This is a genomic window from Halobacillus yeomjeoni (assembly GCF_020171525.1).
GTDB classification, from domain to species: domain Bacteria; phylum Bacillota; class Bacilli; order Bacillales; family Halobacillaceae; genus Halobacillus; species Halobacillus yeomjeoni.
This window is the reverse complement of sequence record NZ_JAIVAI010000004.1, coordinates 135,096-153,461: the sequence shown is the minus strand read 5'-3', so window position 1 is coordinate 153,461 and position 18,366 is coordinate 135,096. Positions and strand designations below refer to the sequence as shown.

At 41.2% G+C, this 18,366-nt stretch carries 16 protein-coding genes and 2 tRNA genes; 13 read left to right on the top strand and 5 right to left on the bottom strand.

Going from position 1 to position 18,366, the window contains the following annotated elements; genetic code table 11:
* Window positions 1-11 precede the first annotated feature (11 nt).
* Window positions 12-239, top strand: a complete 228-nt coding sequence (gene rpsR / locus LCL89_RS12540; RefSeq protein WP_085027175.1) for a 30S ribosomal protein S18 — start codon at window positions 12-14, stop codon at window positions 237-239.
* 186 nt (window positions 240-425) lie between these two features.
* Here rpsR and LCL89_RS12535 read toward each other — a convergent pair whose 3' ends face one another.
* Both LCL89_RS12535 and LCL89_RS12530 read right to left on the bottom strand, forming a co-directional pair.
* Window positions 426-1,046 (bottom strand): YczE/YyaS/YitT family protein, encoded by a 621-nt coding sequence (locus LCL89_RS12535; protein WP_224810389.1) that lies wholly within the window; start codon window positions 1,044-1,046, stop codon window positions 426-428.
* Between the two features lie 130 nt (window positions 1,047-1,176).
* Window positions 1,177-2,817 carry a peptide ABC transporter substrate-binding protein gene (locus LCL89_RS12530; RefSeq protein ID WP_404813431.1) on the bottom strand — a complete coding sequence of 547 codons (1,641 nt, stop codon included), beginning with the start codon at window positions 2,815-2,817 and terminating at the stop codon, window positions 1,177-1,179.
* Between the two features lie 340 nt (window positions 2,818-3,157).
* Here LCL89_RS12530 and LCL89_RS12525 point away from each other — a divergent pair, with 340 nt between their 5' ends.
* Window positions 3,158-4,327 carry a pyridoxal-phosphate-dependent aminotransferase family protein gene (locus LCL89_RS12525; protein WP_224810387.1) on the top strand — a complete coding sequence of 390 codons (1,170 nt, stop codon included), beginning with the start codon at window positions 3,158-3,160 and terminating at the stop codon, window positions 4,325-4,327.
* A complete protein-coding gene (serA, locus tag LCL89_RS12520) occupies window positions 4,321-5,904 on the top strand; it encodes a phosphoglycerate dehydrogenase (RefSeq protein ID WP_224810386.1) in 1,584 nt (527 codons plus the stop codon). Before LCL89_RS12525 ends, serA begins: the two co-directional genes overlap by 7 nt.
* 209 nt (window positions 5,905-6,113) lie before the next feature.
* Here serA and LCL89_RS12515 read toward each other — a convergent pair whose 3' ends face one another.
* Window positions 6,114-6,929: a histidinol-phosphatase HisJ family protein gene (locus tag LCL89_RS12515; RefSeq protein ID WP_224810385.1), complete on the bottom strand. Its 816-nt coding sequence runs from the start codon at window positions 6,927-6,929 to the stop codon at window positions 6,114-6,116.
* Window positions 6,930-7,089: 160 nt separating this feature from the next.
* Here LCL89_RS12515 and LCL89_RS12510 point away from each other — a divergent pair, with 160 nt between their 5' ends.
* Genes LCL89_RS12510 through dnaB form a run of 4 tightly spaced genes read left to right on the top strand, consistent with a single transcriptional unit; the run spans window position 7,090 to window position 11,882 of the window.
* Entirely contained in the window at window positions 7,090-8,037 is a 948-nt protein-coding gene (locus LCL89_RS12510) for a YybS family protein (protein ID WP_224810384.1), read from the top strand.
* Window positions 8,038-8,073: 36 nt separating this feature from the next.
* Window positions 8,074-10,047, top strand: a complete 1,974-nt coding sequence (locus LCL89_RS12505) for a DHH family phosphoesterase (protein WP_224810383.1) — start codon at window positions 8,074-8,076, stop codon at window positions 10,045-10,047.
* Window positions 10,044-10,490, top strand: a complete 447-nt coding sequence (rplI, locus tag LCL89_RS12500) for a 50S ribosomal protein L9 (RefSeq protein ID WP_197316922.1) — start codon at window positions 10,044-10,046, stop codon at window positions 10,488-10,490. The genes LCL89_RS12505 and rplI overlap by 4 nt, the downstream gene beginning before the upstream one ends.
* Window positions 10,491-10,520: 30 nt before the next feature.
* Window positions 10,521-11,882 (top strand): replicative DNA helicase, encoded by a 1,362-nt coding sequence (gene dnaB / locus LCL89_RS12495; RefSeq protein ID WP_197316923.1) that lies wholly within the window; start codon window positions 10,521-10,523, stop codon window positions 11,880-11,882.
* Window positions 11,883-12,036: 154 nt separating this feature from the next.
* Here dnaB and LCL89_RS12490 read toward each other — a convergent pair whose 3' ends face one another.
* Window positions 12,037-12,804: a DeoR/GlpR family DNA-binding transcription regulator gene (locus LCL89_RS12490; RefSeq protein WP_224810382.1), complete on the bottom strand. Its 768-nt coding sequence runs from the start codon at window positions 12,802-12,804 to the stop codon at window positions 12,037-12,039.
* A 234-nt stretch (window positions 12,805-13,038) separates the two neighbouring features.
* On the opposite strand from LCL89_RS12490, the gene LCL89_RS12485 reads away from it, so the two are divergent.
* The gene (locus tag LCL89_RS12485) at window positions 13,039-14,328 is read left to right on the top strand and encodes an adenylosuccinate synthase (RefSeq protein WP_197316925.1); all 1,290 of its coding nucleotides are present in this window, start codon (window positions 13,039-13,041) and stop codon (window positions 14,326-14,328) included.
* Window positions 14,329-14,402: 74 nt separating this feature from the next.
* Window positions 14,403-14,939 carry an LOG family protein gene (locus LCL89_RS12480; RefSeq protein WP_224810381.1) on the top strand — a complete coding sequence of 179 codons (537 nt, stop codon included), beginning with the start codon at window positions 14,403-14,405 and terminating at the stop codon, window positions 14,937-14,939.
* A 25-nt stretch (window positions 14,940-14,964) separates the two neighbouring features.
* Here LCL89_RS12480 and LCL89_RS12475 read toward each other — a convergent pair whose 3' ends face one another.
* Window positions 14,965-15,423: a hypothetical protein gene (locus tag LCL89_RS12475; protein ID WP_224810380.1), complete on the bottom strand. Its 459-nt coding sequence runs from the start codon at window positions 15,421-15,423 to the stop codon at window positions 14,965-14,967.
* A 132-nt stretch (window positions 15,424-15,555) separates the two neighbouring features.
* Here LCL89_RS12475 and LCL89_RS12470 point away from each other — a divergent pair.
* The 4 genes from LCL89_RS12470 (at window position 15,556) to yycF (ending at window position 18,362) form a co-directional block, all read left to right on the top strand.
* Window positions 15,556-15,632, top strand: a tRNA-Asp gene (locus LCL89_RS12470).
* A gap of 113 nt (window positions 15,633-15,745) precedes the next feature.
* A tRNA-Phe gene (locus LCL89_RS12465) sits at window positions 15,746-15,818 on the top strand.
* Window positions 15,819-16,157: 339 nt separating this feature from the next.
* Window positions 16,158-17,507 carry a peptidoglycan DD-metalloendopeptidase family protein gene (locus LCL89_RS12460; protein WP_224810379.1) on the top strand — a complete coding sequence of 450 codons (1,350 nt, stop codon included), beginning with the start codon at window positions 16,158-16,160 and terminating at the stop codon, window positions 17,505-17,507.
* A 153-nt stretch (window positions 17,508-17,660) separates the two neighbouring features.
* Window positions 17,661-18,362 (top strand): response regulator YycF, encoded by a 702-nt coding sequence (yycF, locus tag LCL89_RS12455; protein ID WP_197316929.1) that lies wholly within the window; start codon window positions 17,661-17,663, stop codon window positions 18,360-18,362.
* Window positions 18,363-18,366: the final 4 nt, after the last annotated feature.

Genomic DNA, 18,366 nt, shown 5'->3' with positions numbered 1-18,366 from the left:
GTGAATGCTACATGGCACGTCGTGGACGCGGAAAACGTAAAAAGGTGTGTTTCTTCACTGCGAATGGAATCACACACATCGACTTTAAAGATGTTGATTTGCTGAAACGTTTCGTCTCTGACCGTGGGAAGATTCTTCCTCGTCGAGTAACTGGAACTTCTGCTAAATATCAACGTAAATTGACGAAAGCTATCAAACGCGCTCGTCAAATGGCTCTACTTCCTTACTCTACTGAGTAAGAGTAGCGCGAAAAAAAGCCATGGGATCTATTTAGATCCCATGGCTTTTTTGTGTTGTCAGCCTTTTTCATTGAATTTGGAAGTTCAAAACTTGGATAGAAGTTGAAATTCCTCTTGCAGATCATCCTTCTAATAAAAAGAGTGGTTTCAAGATTTATTTACAATATGGTTTAGCCAAACTCAGGATTAATGATCGATAAGCAGTAAGTTTTTGTCTAATCGATGAATGCGGTTCATGAATTGATGAATGATTGCTCCACTGAATAAGGCTATGAGTATTGTTCCTATTCCGATTGAACCTCCGAATATAAGTGCCAGAATGACAAGGACGATACTGATTAAAGCTCTTGAAAAAGTAACCGACCACCCAGTTAGGTCCCGGACGACGAGCATCATTCGGTCGAAGGGGTTCGGAGCGAAATCAGCTTGCAGATTTATGGCAATACCTAATCCAGAGAAAAGAATTCCAAGGATCAGAACAATATATTGCAATAGAACAGTTTCAGGGTCCAGCCAAGATCTGATGGTGAACATCCAAAAGTCAATTCCAAGACCTGTGAGAAAAGATGTGGCCAGGGCAATCATCTCAGGCCGCCTTTTTTCAGCCACTGAATTGAAGACGATCATCGATAAACCTACAACAATTTCCCAGCTTCCTATCGTCAATCCATAAGTTCTGTATAAGCCTACGAGAAGGGCATCAAAAGGGGAAGTACCTAATTTTGACTGGATTGTCAAAGCGATACCGAAAGTTAACAGTATGATACCTGTAAAGTAATAAAGAGCTCTTATATAAATCCGCTTCAATGTCTTCCCCTCCTGACTTCAGTGTTGATTATCACATCACTATAACGTGAAGTAGGAAAGGATTCAAGAAAAAGATAAATCCATAAGCAGCTCGATTAAGAGCGCTTATGGATTTCATGGTTTTTATTAATTATTCAACGTAAGCCCATTTAAATTCGAATTCAGGACCTGTTGCAGTCGTGAATACACCTTTGATGGATGGGCGGAAGAGTTGTGCTTTAGCATCCTGATAAATCGGAGCTACCGCAGCGTCTTCTTCTAGAAGTAAACGTTCTGCTTCCAGGAAAGTTTCAAAACGTTTTTCAGGTTGCTGCGCATATTCGTCATTCGCTTTTTTGATTAAAGCGTCATACTCTTCGCTTGAATAGTTCATGTTGTTGTTCTGACCATCTGTCAAGTACATGTTCAAGTATGTGTTTGGATCGACATAGTCAGGACCCCATGTCGCTGCTTCGATTTGGAATTCAGAAGCACTGTCACGACGTACACGTTCTTTGAATGGTACTTCGACAAGTTTGATCGTCAAACCATCTAGTTTGGATTCTAGTTGATCTTTGTAATAAGCTAGTACATTTTTCGATGTTCCTGTATCATCACCAAGCAATTCGATGGTTACAGACTCTTCTCCTAGAGCTTCAAGAGCTTTGCTCCAGTGTTCTTTCGCTTTTTCTTCATCAGATCCTACCAATGGACCTTGAGCTTCGCGGAAATCTTTACCGCTTTCAGGCATGGATACGAAGTTTGATGGTACATAACCTTCTGCTGGTACAGAACCATCATTCAGAATGACATCGACTAAGGATTGGCGGTCGATGGCAAGAGAGATCGCTTTACGAGCATCAACATTAGCTAAAGCTGGGTGAGCTTCCTGGTTGAATTTGAAGAAGTAAAGGTATGGTTTTTCAACTACTTCGAATGCTTCATTTGTACGGTATTGATCGACGAATTCAGCGTTCAGTTCTGTTTGATCAATTTCACCAGATTCATATAAGTTTACGCCAGTAGATACTTCTTTGATTACTTTCGCATTGATTTTATCTAGTTGTACTGTGTCAGCATCCCAGTAAGATTCGTTTTTCTCTACTGTCCAGCCTTCACCGTGATTCCATTCCGTCATTTTGAAAGGTCCGTTTGCAAGAGTGTACTCAGCTTCTGTAGCGAAGTTTTCACCCTGCTCTTCAACGTAACTCTGATTCATCGGCATGAATGTCACGAATACAGTCATAGATTTGAAGTAAGGTACAGGTTTTTCAAGCTGTACTTCAAGCGTTTTTTCATCAACGGCTTTGGCGCCGAGCTCTTCAATATCTTTTTCACCATTACTGATGGCACTTGCGTTTTTAATGATACCACCAAGGAAATAAGGGCCGTATTCAGAACCTACATCCGGGTCTACAGCTCTTCTCCATGCATATACGAAGTCATTTGCTGTTACCGGGTCGCCATTGGACCACTTGGCATCGCGAAGTTTGAAAGTCCAAGTCAAACCATCGTCACTGACTTCAGAACTTTCAGCCATACCTTCTGTTAACTGGCTGTTTTCATCAAGACGATACAAACCTTCTAACGTTTCTCCTGCCCACTGGAAACCTACGGAGTCAGTGATCAGTTGAGGGTCCATACTTGGAATTTCACTCTTTGCTGTTACTGTGATTTCTTGCTTTGCATTATTTTCTTCTGAGGATTTCTCAGTATTCTCTTCATTTCCTTCACCGTTGCTTTCTGTTGTACTTCCGCCTCCACTACACGCTGCAAGTACCAAGACCAGCATAAGCACCGAAAGAAGCCATAAACTGTAATGCTTTCTCAATGTAATCCCCCTCGAATTGTAAATTTTCTAAAAAATGACTACTTTTTGAATTATACATTGAATAGAAAAACTTTTCAGGTAAAAATCCAGAGAAAAAAAAGAAAAAAAGTAATAAAGCAGAAAATTCAAATTAAATTGACATCGTTTAATCTTTTGATAGGATAAAGGAATATCATTTCTTTTCGAGCAGCTCTGTTAAGTTTCCTTGTTGATTTATCACCAAAGAATTTTAACAGGGCTTTTTGAATAAAAGGAAAGAAAAATAGGGAAATTGAGTCTACTTAGGAGGGTGTTTCGAATCATGAAGCGAGAATGGGACTTGTTACATACGCCAGGGCCGACTCCGGTGCCACCGAGTGTAGAAAGGGCAATGAATCAACCTATGATTGGTCATAGGGGGCAGAAGTGTAAAGACTTATTGAAGGAAATCGCTCCACGATTAAAGCCATTATTCGGAACATCAGAAGACGTACTCATTTTATCAGGGAGTGGAACATCAGCTTTGGAAGCAGCTGTAGTGAATGCAACCCGACCTGGAGATGAAGTCATCGTCGTAGTTGCTGGTGCATTCGGAGATCGTTTCGCGAAAATATGTGAGACTTATGAACTCAAGGTTCATCGAATCGAAGTCGAATGGGGCGAAGCTGTAGATGTTGAACGAGTGGAATCGACCCTCCAGGCTTTTGAAAATACAAAAGCTGTTTTCTTAACTCATTGTGAAACCTCCACAGGGGTCATTCATCCTGTAGAAGAAATTGCTCTAAGAGTAAAAGAAATAAGCCAGGCTCTTGTTGTTGTAGATGGTGTATCTTCCATTGGAGGAGTAGAAATTAATATGGACAGGTCTGGAATCGATTTCGTAGTGACCGGTTCGCAAAAAGCAATGATGCTGCCTCCAGGATTAGCTTTTGCAGCTGTGAGCAAATATGGTTGGGAAGTCGTTGAACAAAACGACAGGCCGCGCTTTTATTTGGACTTGAGGAGTTACCGTAACCGCTTAGGAGAAGGGCAGACTCCATTCACCCCTCCCCTTTCTTTATTATTCGGGTTATCAGAGGTTTTAAATTTATTAGATGAAGAGGGACTGAAGAACGTTTATCATCGACACCAACTGATGAAAGGTATGACACGGGAAGCTTTTAAAGCTCTCAATCTTCCTTTATTAGTTTCCGAGGAAGCGGCATCCGCTACGGTTACTTCTGTGAAGCCCAATACATTCCAAGCCGAAGATCTGCGTAAAATGGCTAGAGAAGAATTCGGATTGATTTTAGCCGGAGGACAGAAACATATGAAGGGGCAGGTCTTCAGGGTCGGTCATATGGGGTATTGTCGATCCAGCCAGGTTTTACAATATATCGGTATTTTAGAAATTATTTTGAAACGTCTCGGCCATGATTTCACATCAGGGGCCGGGGTCGCCGCTGCTCAAGAAGCTTATTTAGAGATTATTAAGGAGGTTCAAGAATGCTGAGAGTTTTGATTTCTGATCCGTTAAGTGAAGAAGGAATACGACCTCTACTCGAATCTGAAGATATAGAACCAGTGATAGCCCCGTCTCTTTCTCATGAAGATTTGTTGAGAGAAATCAGTACCAGTCATGCATTGATTGTCAGAAGTCAAACACAAGTGACGAGAGAACTGATCGAACATGCTCCACACCTGAAAATCATTGGAAGGGCCGGGGTAGGCGTCGACAATATCGATTTGGATGCCGCTACGGAACGGGGGATTATCGTCGTCAATGCACCTGACGGAAATACGATTTCCACAGCTGAACATACGATGGCGATGTTAATGTCATTAGCCCGAAACATTCCGCAAGCCTATCATCAATTGCAACAGAAAAAATGGGAGCGGAAAAAGTTTGTCGGGGTAGAACTTAAAGGAAAAACTCTAGGGATTGTCGGTTTTGGAAGGATTGGTAACGAGGTCGCTCAACGTGCCAAAGGCCACCGGATGAATGTCATTGCCTTCGATCCATTCCTTAATGAGGAAAAAGCCGAAAAAGCTGGTGTCAAACATGGGGAGTTGGAGGATGTTCTTAAGCAAGCGGACTTTTTGACCGTTCATACTCCGCTTATTGAAGCGACCAGGCACTTGATCAATAAAGAGTCGATTCAATTGATGAAGCCCGGGGCGCGGATATTGAATTGTGCAAGGGGAGGAATCATTGAAGAAGAGGCCCTGTTTGAAGCGATTAAAAGTGGCAGGATTGCAGGAGCTGCATTGGATGTATTCGAAGAAGAGCCTGCAATCGATCATCCTTTACTATCTCTTCCGGAAGTCATAGCCACTCCCCACTTAGGTGCTAGTACGGTTGAAGCACAAGAAAACGTCGCCACAGATGTTTGTTATGATGTGATGGAGCTGCTAAGAGGGGGAACAGTCAAAAATCCGGTCAACATGCCGTCTGTATCTTCCGAGATGATGGATAAACTTTCACCTTATTTCCAGCTGTCTGAAAAACTTGGAGGTTTTCTATCCAGATTGTCTGAGGGTACTCTTGAGCGTGTGAATGTTTATTATTCCGGGGATCTTTTAGATGTAGATACCATGCCATTAACAAGGATAGCAGTCAAAGGTATACTACAGCGTCACATGGGAGATCGTGTGAATGACGTCAACGCATTCCGAACTGCGAAAGATAAAGGGATTATAATCAATGAACAAAAGTCCACATCTACCAAGGGATTCACGAATCTGATACGAGTGGAAATAGAGACAGATCATGAAAAGCGTTCTGTAGCAGGAACTCTTTTGAATGGATTAGGAGCAAGAATCGTTCAACTGGATCAATATTCGATCGACGTTGTTCCTGATGGGCATTTAATCGTCATCCATCATATGGACCAACCTGGAGCCATAGGAAGAGTCGGGAGTTTATTGGCAGAACACACAATCAACATTGCTACCATGCAAGTTGGACGGACGAATATCGGTGGAGAAGCGGTCATGGTGTTGACGGTGGATAAAGAAGTCGAAGTCGATTGTCATCAAAAGTTGGCTGGTATAAATGATATTAAGCAAGTCCAGTGTTTGACGTTATGATAGAAATATATAAGATAAACAAAAGGGTGACAAGACCATACATGGCTGTCACCCTTTTGTTTTGACTCTGTTAACGTTTATCTTTGAATCTGTCTTAAATTTGGAGGAGGTTCCACCACAGGAAATCCATTTCCTCGTCGACAACATAAATTCGGAAATCGTTTTTAAAAATTACGGGAGTATTGTTGATTAGAAGGTCAATGCAGTCTTTATTTTAAAGGATGCGTAACGGATTTTCGTTGATGGAAAGTATGGACTTCCTCGTATCCGACGGACTTCGCCAGGTCGATGGCCTCTTCATATCGGTACCCGATATGGTCCGGTTTATGGGCGTCTGAGCATAGGACGATTCCAACTCCGGCTTCCCTGCAAATTTTCAACAGTTCAGGGTCAGGGTAAATTTCACCTACAGGTTTTCTCAGTCCAGCCGTGCTGATTTCAATGCAAGTGTTTGTAGAAGCAAGGGCCACAGCTGCACGCTGGTATTGATCTCGAAGAAAGTCCTGGTCTTCTGGACGGTACCCGAAAACTTTAATCACGTCGATATGACCGATGAAATCAAACAAGCCTGATTCTGCCAAGGTGACCACACGGTCGAAGTATTGACGATAGACCTCTTTCAAATCCCTCTTTTCATATTCATCACGGTAAATCGCTAAGTCGATACCCCATTCATCGATCCAGTGAACCGATCCAATCACATAATCAAAAGAGTGGGAGTCGATAAATGCTTTCATTTCTTTTTCTTTCCCGGGCATATAGTCCATTTCAATGCCCATTTTAATTGATAATCCTTTTTCATGAGCCTTGTCGAACATATCCTGATAGGTCTTGAAATCCAAAGTCCGCCGGTTTTCCACCCATGGATTTGAAAGGATTTCCCTCGTTTCATTGAAAAAGTAAGCATGCTCAGATATTCCTAACTCTTGGATACCTTCACTTTCTGCTTTGTCTATGTAGGTTTTCAAATAATCGACATCCAAGTTCCCTGTTTCCGCCATATGAACATGGTAATCGGTCCTCATAAACGCCCTCCTCGTTCATTTGATTTCATATAGCATATCAAACAAGCCAAAGCACTGAAAGAATTATATCGATTCATGGTCTAAGAAGGATGAAGTAAAGGGAATATGTTAAAATGGATAAGTTAGAGAAGGCCCGAATGAAATTGAGGTGTAGTTGGAAATGAATAACACAAAGAGAATAACGGAAGGGGCTTTAATGACAGGCGTTTATCTGCTATTGTTATTGGTAATTATTTTCATGCCAGGAATTATCGGATCTCTCCTGTTATTTGTACTCCCTGTTCCATTTATTTTTTACACATATCGCCATGGATGGAAATCAGGTGCATTAATGTTCATTGCTTCTCTGATCTTCACCATGTTATTTGCAACCGTCGTATCGCTTCCGATCACCTTGCTTGCAGGGGTTGGGGGAATATCCTTAGGTCAAGCCATGTATAAGGAAAGGTCCTCCTATGAAACCTGGGCGATCGGCTCGGTCGGTTTTATTATCGGTATTGTAGGAATTTACCTGATTACTCAATTGTTCTTTGGAATCAGTTGGGCTGACCAGGTAAGAGAGAGTTTAAACCAAGCATTTACAATGACAGAGAGCATGTTCAGCGGCATGCTGGACCAAGAGAATGCTGAAGAACAATTGCAAATGGTACGTGAACAACTCAATGTTTTACCAGATATTATTCCAAGTGTTTTAGCGATTACTGGAATCGTGTATGCGTTCATCAGCCAATGGCTGACTTATAAACTTGTAAATCGAATCGAACAAACACAGTTCAAATTTTCTCCGTTCAGAGAAATGCAGCTACCTACATCCATCTTATGGTATTACTTCTTCTCATTGATCTTGAATTACATCGTTTCAAGTGAAAATGGGATGGTTTATTTAGCTGCAATCAATGTTTTCACGTTGACAGGAATTCTGCTTGTTCTGCAGGGATTTTCTTTCATCGTGTTTTACGCACAAGTGAAAAAATGGTCGAAAGCGATTCCCATTGTTGTTATTGTCTTGTCCCTTCTGCTTCCGCAAATCCTTCTGTACCTGGTAAGAATCTTAGGTATAATTGATATAGGATTCTCCTTGAGACAACGAGTCGAGGAAAAGAAATAAAAATAGCTCGTAGATGACGGTAGGAGCTGAAAAGAAATGCCTAACTTTTTCAAAAAACCAACAATGAGCGGTCATTTATGGATCATCTATGTGATTTCTCTCATTCTGCTTGCATTCATTTGGTATTATCAATGGATGCTGGGATTGATGATGACCCTGTTTTTAGCTGCTTCTATTTTTTATAGTGTCCGAACAGAACAACATATGATTCACGAAACAGAAGAATATATATCGACCCTGTCCTATCGAGTGAAAAAGGTCGGAGAAGAAGCTTTGCTGGGTATGCCCCTCGGAATCATCCTTTATAGCGAGGATTACAAAATAGAGTGGGCGAACCCATATATGAACCAGTTTACTGACGAAGATACTATAGTAGGTCAATCTCTGAAAAAATTGTCAGATCAGTTGATTCCTCGTATCAAAGAGGATGAAAATGAAGTTTGGATCAATGTCGATGGATACAAAATGCAGACCATTATCAAAAAAGAAGAACGTTTGCTTTATTTGTTCGATCGTACTAAACAAACGGAAATCCACAATCTCTATAAGAATGAACAAACGGTGTTGTCGATCATCTTTTTGGACAACTATGAAGAAATCACCCAGGGGATGGATGATACCGCAAAAAGTCATATTAACTCTCAAGTGACCTCCATTTTGAACAAATGGGCGGGAGATTATGGAATTTATTTGAAGCGGACTTCTCAAGAGCGCTTCATTGCTGTTATGAACCATGAAATTTTACAGTCGCTTGAAAAAGCGAAATTTGAAATATTAGATGAAGTACGTGAACTGATTACCGATCAAAATGTTCCTTTGACGTTAAGTTTCGGAATCGGGGTTGGAGAGGTCTCTTTACCTGAACTTGGAGAGCTGGCTCAATCGAGTTTGGATTTAGCTTTAGGACGTGGGGGAGACCAGGTCGCAATTAAAGATGATTCCGGAAAAGTGCGTTTTTATGGTGGAAAAACGAATCCAATGGAGAAACGTACCCGTGTGCGTGCACGAGTTATCTCCCACGCGATGAAAGAGCTTGTCCAGGAGAGCGAAACCGTCTTGATCATGGGGCACAAGTCGCCGGATATGGATTCGATCGGTGCTTCAATCGGTATTTTGAAAATCGCTCAAGCCAATGAGAAAAGAGGAGCGATCGTCTTAGACCCTGATGATATTGGTACAGGCGTGCAGCGCATGGTAGAAGAAATTCAAAAAGACGAAGATTTGTGGCCGCACTTCATTACACCAGAGGATGCTATGGAACTGGTCACGAACGAATCCTTGCTCGTGGTCGTTGATACCCACAAACCTTCGCTCGTGATGGAGGAGAAGCTTCTGTCAAAAACAGAGCATGTGGTGGTTATCGATCATCACCGACGCGCAGAAGAATTCATTTCTGACCCGACGCTCGTTTATATGGAACCTTATGCTTCATCTACTGCGGAATTGGTTACAGAGCTCCTGGAGTATCAGCCTAAGAAATTGAAGCTGTCCATGCTTGAGTCGACGGCTCTTTTAGCAGGAATTATCGTAGATACGAAAAGCTTCACGTTACGTACCGGTTCAAGGACCTTTGATGCCGCTTCTTACTTAAGATCAAAGGGAGCAGATACCGTACAAGTCCAGAAGTTTATGAAAGAAGATCTAGATGTCTATGTAAGGCGAAGCAAATTAATAGAAAAAGCTGATATTTATCGTGACGGCATAGTCATTGCCGCTGGGGACGAGGGGCAGACCTATGGTCCGGTCATTATCGCTCAAGCAGCTGACACATTATTGACGATGAGTGGAATCGTAGCTTCTTTCGTCATTTCTGAAAGAGATGATGGTCGCATCGGAATCAGTGCCCGTTCATTAGGAGATATCAATGTCCAAGTCATTATGGAGCGGATGAACGGGGGAGGGCACTTGACGAATGCTGCCACCCAGCTTGAGGACACAACGATTGAAGATGCCAAAGCATTGTTGCAAGATATTATTGACGAATATTTTGAAGGGGGAGAAGCAGAATGAAAGTAATTTTTACAGCAGACGTAAAAGGCAAAGGGAAAAAGGGTGAAATCAAGAACGTAAACGATGGTTATGCCCGCAATTACCTTTTGAAAAATAACCTTGCAGTAGAAGCAACAAAAGGAAACGTACAAGCACAGAAAGCCAAAGATGCGAAAAAAGAACAACTTGCACAAGAAGAAGTGGAAGAAGCTGAGAAGCTTAAAGAAACACTTTCCAATTTAGAAGTGAAACTTAGTGCTAAATCTGGTGATGGGGGACGTTTATTCGGTTCCATCACAAGTAAGCAGATTGCTGAAGAGTTGAAGAAAAACCATGATATAAAAATCGATAAGCGTAAGATTGAATTGGATGAACCGATCCGTACGCTTGGATACACAGACGTACCGGTCAAACTTCATCCAGAGGTGACAGGTAGCATTCGTGTTCATGTAGAAGAAAAATGAGGATCCTTTTCAAACTAGGAGGAACTGCTAGTGAGTGAATTATGGAATGATCGTACACCGCCCCACAACATAGAAGCGGAGCAAGCGGTCCTTGGTGCGATCTTTTTAGAACCTGAAGCGATGTCGACAGCAGCGGAGTATTTACTCCCAGAAGATTTTTATCGAGCTAGCCATCAGCGTATCTTTGAAGTGATGTTGAATCTATCTGATAAAGGAGAGCCGATCGATCTTGTCACAGTTACAACTGCGCTCTCCAATAATAAAGTATTGGAAGAGGTCGGGGGCGTTTCATATCTAACGGATATTGCAAATGCTGTACCGACAGCTGCCAATATCACCTACTATACAAAAATCGTCAGTGAGAAATCTACGCTCAGAAGTTTAATACGCACTGCTACGAACATTGTCACTACAGGGTATTCAGAAGAAGAAGATTTAGAAGATGTGCTTAACTCTGCAGAGAAAGATATTCTGGAAGTCTCTCAGAGAAAGAACTCCGGGGCGTTCAAAAACATTAAAGATGTGTTGATCGATGTTTATGACAATATCGAGCAATTGCACAATAACGAAGGCGGAATCACCGGTATACCTACTGGATACCGTGATTTAGATAACATTACCTCTGGATTCCAGCGTAATGATTTGATTATCATCGCTGCACGACCTTCCATGGGTAAGACAGCCTTCGCTTTGAATATTGCTCAAAACGTGGCCGTTCATACAGATGAAAATGTAGCGATTTTCAGTCTTGAGATGGGTGCTGATCAGCTGGTTTCCCGTATGTTATGTGCAGAAGGGAACATTGATGCACAACGGTTACGTACGGGACATATGGAAGCAGAGGATTGGAACAAATTGACGATGGCGATGGGGAGCTTGTCCAATGCGGGTATTTTTATCGACGATACGCCCGGCGTCCGCGTCAGTGAAATCCGGTCCAAATGCCGTCGTTTGAAGCAGGAACACGGTCTGGGAATGATTCTGATTGACTATCTTCAATTGATCCAAGGAAGCGCAAATTCAAAAGAAAACCGTCAGCAGGAGGTATCAGAGATTTCCCGTTCCTTAAAAGGACTAGCCCGGGAATTGAATGTACCTCTAATCGCTTTATCCCAGCTTTCACGTGGAGTAGAATCTCGACAAGACAAGCGGCCGATGATGTCTGACTTGCGTGAGTCGGGTTCTATTGAGCAGGATGCTGATATCGTAGGTTTCCTTTACAGGGATGATTACTACGATCAGGAGTCTGAAAACCAGAACATTATCGAGATCATTATTTCGAAGCAGCGTAATGGTCCGGTAGGGAATGTCGAGTTGGCGTTTGTGAAAGAATACAACAAATTCGTTGACCTTGATCACCGATACAGCGAGGCCGATGTTCCACCAGCTTAAAGTAGTGCTGATTGTGGCAGATATAAAGAAAGAGTCGTCTATTCAACATGGAATAGACGACTTTTTTATTTCATCATCATACCATCACGCCTCTAATGAGTTACGCTGGAATGATGGATGAATCCTGTATTAATCTTATAGAAACTGGACGGTATTAATTGAATCGTTCTGTAACAATCAGTTGTACATGGTGATCATCCATTAATTTCTGATATTGATAATCGAGTGCTTTATCAGTGATGATTACATCGACATCATCTAAACTTGCAAATTGAAAGAACTCGGTAGTACCGAACTTCGTGTGATCAGCAAGAACGATGACTTCGCTGGCCTGCTCCATCATATTCCGTTTGACCATTCCATCTTCCTCATGGGCAATCGTCAGACCTTTGTCCGAGATGCCGACTACGCCAATAAACGCTTTATCGACGTTAAATTTTTTTAGACGTTCAATCACTGATGTACCATATAAAAAACGGTGTTCTTTCTCTAATTGGCCACCTAGAAGCTGTATATTGACGTGTTCTTTATTTGAGAGGCTTTCCGCCTGATGAATGGAATTGGTAATGACTGTACAGTCGATGGCACCCATATGGTTGGCACATGCTTGTACTGTGGTAGAAGTATCAAGGATGATTCTGTCCCCATCATGAATCATAGTTGCTGCTTCTTTGCCGATTCGCTGCTTCTCTGAAGATACAGTCTTCAGACGATGACTGTAATTCTTCACTTGATTGTGAGAAGAAGGAAGGATGGCACCGCCTCTTGTACGAACGATGGCTTTCCGATCTTCCAACTTTACTAAATCTCTTCTTGCTGTATCTCTGGAAACGTTGAATTTCTCGCAAATTTGTTCCACAGATATACGTCTATGGTCTTTTAAGAATTGAAGAATTCCAATGATACGTTCTTCTTGATACATTCCCCTTCCTCCTTCCACATCTATCCTTTTTAAGTCATTATAAGTAAAAAAATAATTAAACACAAGTTATATAAGTGTTAATAAGTGTTAAGGTTTTTGTTGGAACAAACCAATTATCGAACGATATTTTATTTTTAATTTATAATGTTCGGATATTAGATTGACTTGTCCTTTTATCATTGATAAACTGACGGTGGAAAACATATAAAAACAAATTTTTGGCGGAGGTGCCTTATGTCGTCAGTGGTTGTAGTCGGAACCCAATGGGGAGACGAAGGAAAAGGGAAAATCACCGATTTTCTTTCTCAAAATGCTGAAGTTGTAGCTCGATATCAGGGTGGTAACAATGCAGGTCACACAATTAAATTTGATGGAGTAACTTATAAATTGCACTTAATTCCTTCCGGGATTTTTTTTGAAGATAAAATTTGTGTTCTAGGAAATGGAATGGTCATTGATCCTAAAGCTCTTTTGGAAGAGTTGAAGTATTTACATGATAAAGGGGTTTCCACGGATAACTTACGAATCAGTAATCGTGCACATGTTATCCTGCCTTATCACTTAAAACTGGATGCTCTTCAAGAAGAAGATAAAGGTGTTAATAAGATAGGTACGACAAAGAAAGGGATCGGCCCTGCTTACATGGATAAAGCAGCCCGGATGGGAATCCGCATCGCTGACTTACTAGACAAGGAGAGTTTCCGTGAGAAACTTGAGCAAAATCTGGCAGAAAAAAATCGTCTGTTGGAAAAAGTCTATGGTATAGAGCCGTTTACTGTCGATGAAATTCTAGAAGAATATTATGAGTATGGCCAGCAAATTGCGCATTATGTATGTGATACTTCTGTCGTACTGAATGATAATCTTGATGAAGGGCGTAGAATTCTATTCGAAGGTGCACAAGGCGTCATGCTGGACATCGACCAGGGGACGTACCCGTTTGTCACTTCCTCCAACCCAATTGCTGGTGGAGTAACCATTGGATCAGGGGTAGGACCTTCAAAAATCAAACATGTCGTTGGTGTATCCAAAGCGTATACCACGCGTGTAGGAGACGGTCCATTCCCTACAGAATTAGAGGATGAAACAGGGGATCAGATCCGTGAAGTAGGAAATGAATATGGAACGACTACAGGCCGTCCTAGAAGAGTCGGTTGGTTTGATAGTGTGGTGGTACGTCACGCCCGTCGAGTGAGCGGCATCACCGATTTATCTTTGAACTCCATTGATGTCTTGACTGGCATTGAAACTTTAAAAATCTGTACAGCTTATAAGTACAAAGGCGAAATCATGGAAGAATTCCCTGCCAGCTTAAAAGTTCTGGCAGAATGCGAGCCTGTCTATGAAGAGATGCCGGGGTGGACAGAAGATATTACAGGGGCAGAAACGTTAAGCGATCTACCTGAAAATGCACGTCATTACATTGAACGTGTTTCACAGCTTACAGGAATTCCTTTATCCATTTTTTCCGTAGGCCCGGATCGTGCCCAGACGAATGTGGTTCGAAGCGTTTATAGTGAATAAAAATAGGAACACGTCTGACAGGGTTAGGTCAGGCGTGTTTTGTTTAACATATGGAAGGAAAGGAGATGTTTCACGTGAAACGGATTTGCGTGTTTGCGGGATCAAGTAAGGGAAGTCATCCATCGTATGAAAGTAAAACGAAAGAGTTAGGTGAAGTATTCGCTGAGAAAGGCATTGAACTTGTTTATGGTGGTGCGAAGAGCGGATTGATGGGAGTTTTGGCAGACAGCATTTTAAAACATGGCGGCAAAGTGACGGGAATCATGCCGACCCATTTATTTGAGAAAGAAATCATCCACCCAGATATCACAAGGCTTATTGAAGTGGAAACGATGCATGAAAGGAAAGCGAAAATGAGCGAATTAGCTGATGGGTATATTGCGCTTCCAGGAGGTTTCGGGACCTTTGAGGAATTATTTGAGACAGTTAGCTGGGCACAAATTGGCTTGCATAAAAAACCGATGGCATTATTCAATATCCATAGGTATTATACGCCATTGATGAAGTTGATCGAGCATTCAATTGAAGCAGGCTTCGTTCCTGAACAAAACAAGGAGCTGATATTTGAGTCTGAAGATCCTCATCAAATATTGAAGTGGATGGAATCGTAAGTCGTTCTTTTCCTTCGTAAATATCTTATAAACTTATCGTTTTCACAAAAGATAATCCAAGGTATCGATAAGAAACCTCGATTCTATTGATAGGTTTTCCTTGAGAGATGCTTAAGCCGTAAATTTTCTCGGGTTGAGACTTTTGAGAGGACAGGAAGATCGTACGTACATGTCTAGCACTTGAATCAGAAATGTTGTTCATCCCATATGCTTCTTCATATGAGTCAGATATAGAAAATCCTTTGTCTTTATGACTGACTTGCATCATCATTTTAACAGGAGGTTCTTTACCATTAACCTTAACGTTTGTGATGCGGACCTTTCCAAGTATATTATTATTCACAAGTGATACAATCACTGATTCTTTATCCATTGTAGAACCAACGAACCCGTGACTCAAAGGCGGACTGAACTGTAGATAGAGGGAAAGAATTGAGAAAAACAGGATGATAAAAAAAGAGGCCGGTTTCAAAACTTTTTTCATTACTCACCCTCCTTTCATTTTAAGAGATTATCAACAAGTGGATGCTCATTCTATATCATTATGAAAAAGTATATTGCATGGATCGGTATCCTATGGTATGATATTATTCGTTGCGGTAAACAACACTATTTTGGTCCGGTAGTTCAGTTGGTTAGAATGCCTGCCTGTCACGCAGGAGGTCGCGGGTTCGAGTCCCGTCCGGACCGCCACTTTCATTATACTCTCTCTTTTATGTGAAATGACTCGAAATTACAGCAATCTGTTATCGAATATGTCATCGAAACTTGAAAGATGTAGTAAAAATTTGAAATGCAAACATGATGGCTCGGTAGCTCAGTTGGTAGAGCAACGGATTGAAGCTCCGTGTGTCGGCGGTTCGACTCCGTCCCGAGCCACTTTGAACGTCTGCGTACTTACGCAGACGTTTTTTTCGTTTTGCCGCTGAAAAACCTGAGAAATTGGTAGAACTAATCCAATTTCTCAGGTTTTTAATCATTTACCATATTATTCATATTATTAATGTTACTCATTTGTAAAATATGTATTTTAGAATGACTCTATTTGTTTAAAATTACACTCTTAATTTCTATTTTTTTGAAAGAATATTATATATACATTACATCTTGATAAATCTATTTTAACAAGTCTGCAGCTATGATAGATTATATGAGTGAAAAACTACGATTGTATATTCATTTGTTTGACAAGGGTAAAGTTTAACAGGAGGAAACAGCATGTTTTTATATATAGGATTCAGTAAGAGAGTAGCTGCTGTCGTGTTTTTAGGTATGTTATTAACTGTAGGAACCGTATATGCAGAAAGTAATCTACAAACTACATACCACGTCTATGTGGATGGTAAACATGTCGGTTTAGTTGATGAAAAAGAAAAAGTGAAAAATTACGTTGAGGAAAAAATCAAACAGACAGAAGAGAAGAATGATCATTGGGATGCCCAAATACAAGAAGAAGTCTCATTCAAATTAGAAAGACAATTTTCTCCAGAATTCAATAACGACGAAGTCATGGATACGCTTGAAGATGAGGTGACGTTAGAAGTTGATGCCGTAGGCTTGAACATTGATGGAAATACCATTGCTTACCTCCCGACAGAAGAACAAGCCAAACAAGTCGAACAGAAATTGAAACAAAAACATGTCGATCCGGACACTCTAAAAAAATTAGAGGAAAGAAAAGCGAAAGCCCAGGAACCTGCTATTCAAGAAAATCAATCCGAAGTAGTACATGTAAGCATGAGTGAAGCGATTGATCGTGAAGAAACAAAGGTCTCCCCTGACAAGCTTTCCACAGTTGAAGAGACCGTTGACCTTATTGAAAAAGGAAAAGCTGAAGTTCATTATGACTTATCCAAGGATCACCTTATGAACAAAGATTCTGATGGTGATAAATCAGAAGAAGATAAAGTTGTAAAAAAATCTGAAAAGATGTCTCCTTTGACGGAAGTGATTGTAAAAGAGAGAGGAATTAAAACGGAAAAGGTTCCTTTTGAAACGGAAGTCAAGAAAACAGATGACCTATATAAGGGAGAGTCTGAAGTAAAACAAAAAGGTAAAGACGGAGAAAAATCGATTTCCTTTACAAAAGTTTTCAAAAATGGACAGTTAGAAAAAGAGACGGTTACAAAAGAAGAAACAACGAAGGAACCACAAAATAAAATCATTCTGGAAGGAACAAAGGTAATTCCATCCAGAGGGACAGGAGATTTTGTATGGCCTGCTGTCGGAGGCACGGTTACCAGTGAACTAGGTCAGCGATGGGGCCGCATGCATAAAGGTATTGATATTGCCGGTGTAAGCGACCGTACCATCAAAGCTGCCGACCACGGAAAGGTGATTGTCGCAGAACGTCAAAGTGGATTCGGTAACAAAGTTGTCATTGATCACAATAACGGGTATAAAACGATTTATGCCCACCTATCTTCCTTTGATGTGGAGGTAGGAGATACAGTGAAACGTGGAAGCAAAATCGGTGTTATGGGTACTACCGGAAATTCTACCGGCATTCACCTACACTTTGAAATTCATAAAGAGGGAAATATAAAAAATCCTATGTCCTTTTATTAGAAACCAATCCGCTATGATAGATGATCATAGCGGATTTTTACATCACACTTATCATTACGAATTCGTAACATTTGTGGTTAAAAAAGACATTTGCATCTAAATAAGTTAAAATGAGAGAAAGTATAGTAGACAAAGAAAGGAATGTGACTTTCTATGGCACCGAAAATCTTAGTAGTCGATGACGAAAAACCGATAGCGGATATATTGAAATTCAACTTGGAAAAAGAAGGTTATGAAGTGGTATGCGCCCATGATGGTGATGAAGCCATTCAAAAGGCATACGATGAAAAGCCGGATCTAATCCTACTTGATATCATGCTTCCGAATAAAGACGGAAACGAAGTATGTCGTGAAGTGAGAAAAAAGCATAATATGCCGATCATCATGCTTACGGCTAAAGATGCTGAGATTGATAAAGTGCTTGGTTTGGAAATGGGAGCCGATGATTACGTGACCAAACCTTTCAGCAATCGTGAATTGATTGCGCGGGTGAAAGCAAACTTGCGCCGCCAGCAGCAAGAGCCGGAAGATAATGATCAACCTAAGGATATTACGATTGGTCGTTTGGCGATTCATCCTGACGCCTATACGGTTACAAGAGATGGAAATTATATCGAGTTAACTCATCGTGAGTTCGAATTGCTGCACTACTTAGCTCGTCATATCGGTCAAGTAATGACCCGTGAACACTTGCTGGAAACGGTTTGGGGGTATGACTATTATGGAGACGTCCGTACAGTGGATGTGACTGTTCGCCGCCTTCGTGAAAAAATTGAAGAAAATCCTAGTAACCCTTCCTGGATCGTGACCCGTCGAGGAGTCGGTTATTATTTGAGAAACCCAGAGCAGGAGTAATGGT

Coding starts and splice junctions, on each gene's coding strand:
- rpsR (WP_085027175.1), top strand. CDS start 12: ATGGCACGTCGTGGACGCGGAAAACGTAAAAAGGTGTGTTTCTTCACT.
- LCL89_RS12530 (WP_404813431.1), bottom strand. CDS start 2,817: ATGCTGGTCTTGGTACTTGCAGCGTGTAGTGGAGGCGGAAGTACAACA.
- LCL89_RS12525 (WP_224810387.1), top strand. CDS start 3,158: ATGAAGCGAGAATGGGACTTGTTACATACGCCAGGGCCGACTCCGGTG.
- serA (WP_224810386.1), top strand. CDS start 4,321: ATGCTGAGAGTTTTGATTTCTGATCCGTTAAGTGAAGAAGGAATACGA.
- LCL89_RS12515 (WP_224810385.1), bottom strand. CDS start 6,929: ATGAGGACCGATTACCATGTTCATATGGCGGAAACAGGGAACTTGGAT.
- LCL89_RS12510 (WP_224810384.1), top strand. CDS start 7,090: ATGAATAACACAAAGAGAATAACGGAAGGGGCTTTAATGACAGGCGTT.
- LCL89_RS12505 (WP_224810383.1), top strand. CDS start 8,074: ATGCCTAACTTTTTCAAAAAACCAACAATGAGCGGTCATTTATGGATC.
- rplI (WP_197316922.1), top strand. CDS start 10,044: ATGAAAGTAATTTTTACAGCAGACGTAAAAGGCAAAGGGAAAAAGGGT.
- LCL89_RS12490 (WP_224810382.1), bottom strand. CDS start 12,804: ATGTATCAAGAAGAACGTATCATTGGAATTCTTCAATTCTTAAAAGAC.
- LCL89_RS12485 (WP_197316925.1), top strand. CDS start 13,039: ATGTCGTCAGTGGTTGTAGTCGGAACCCAATGGGGAGACGAAGGAAAA.
- LCL89_RS12475 (WP_224810380.1), bottom strand. CDS start 15,423: ATGAAAAAAGTTTTGAAACCGGCCTCTTTTTTTATCATCCTGTTTTTC.
- LCL89_RS12460 (WP_224810379.1), top strand. CDS start 16,158: ATGTTTTTATATATAGGATTCAGTAAGAGAGTAGCTGCTGTCGTGTTT.
- yycF (WP_197316929.1), top strand. CDS start 17,661: ATGGCACCGAAAATCTTAGTAGTCGATGACGAAAAACCGATAGCGGAT.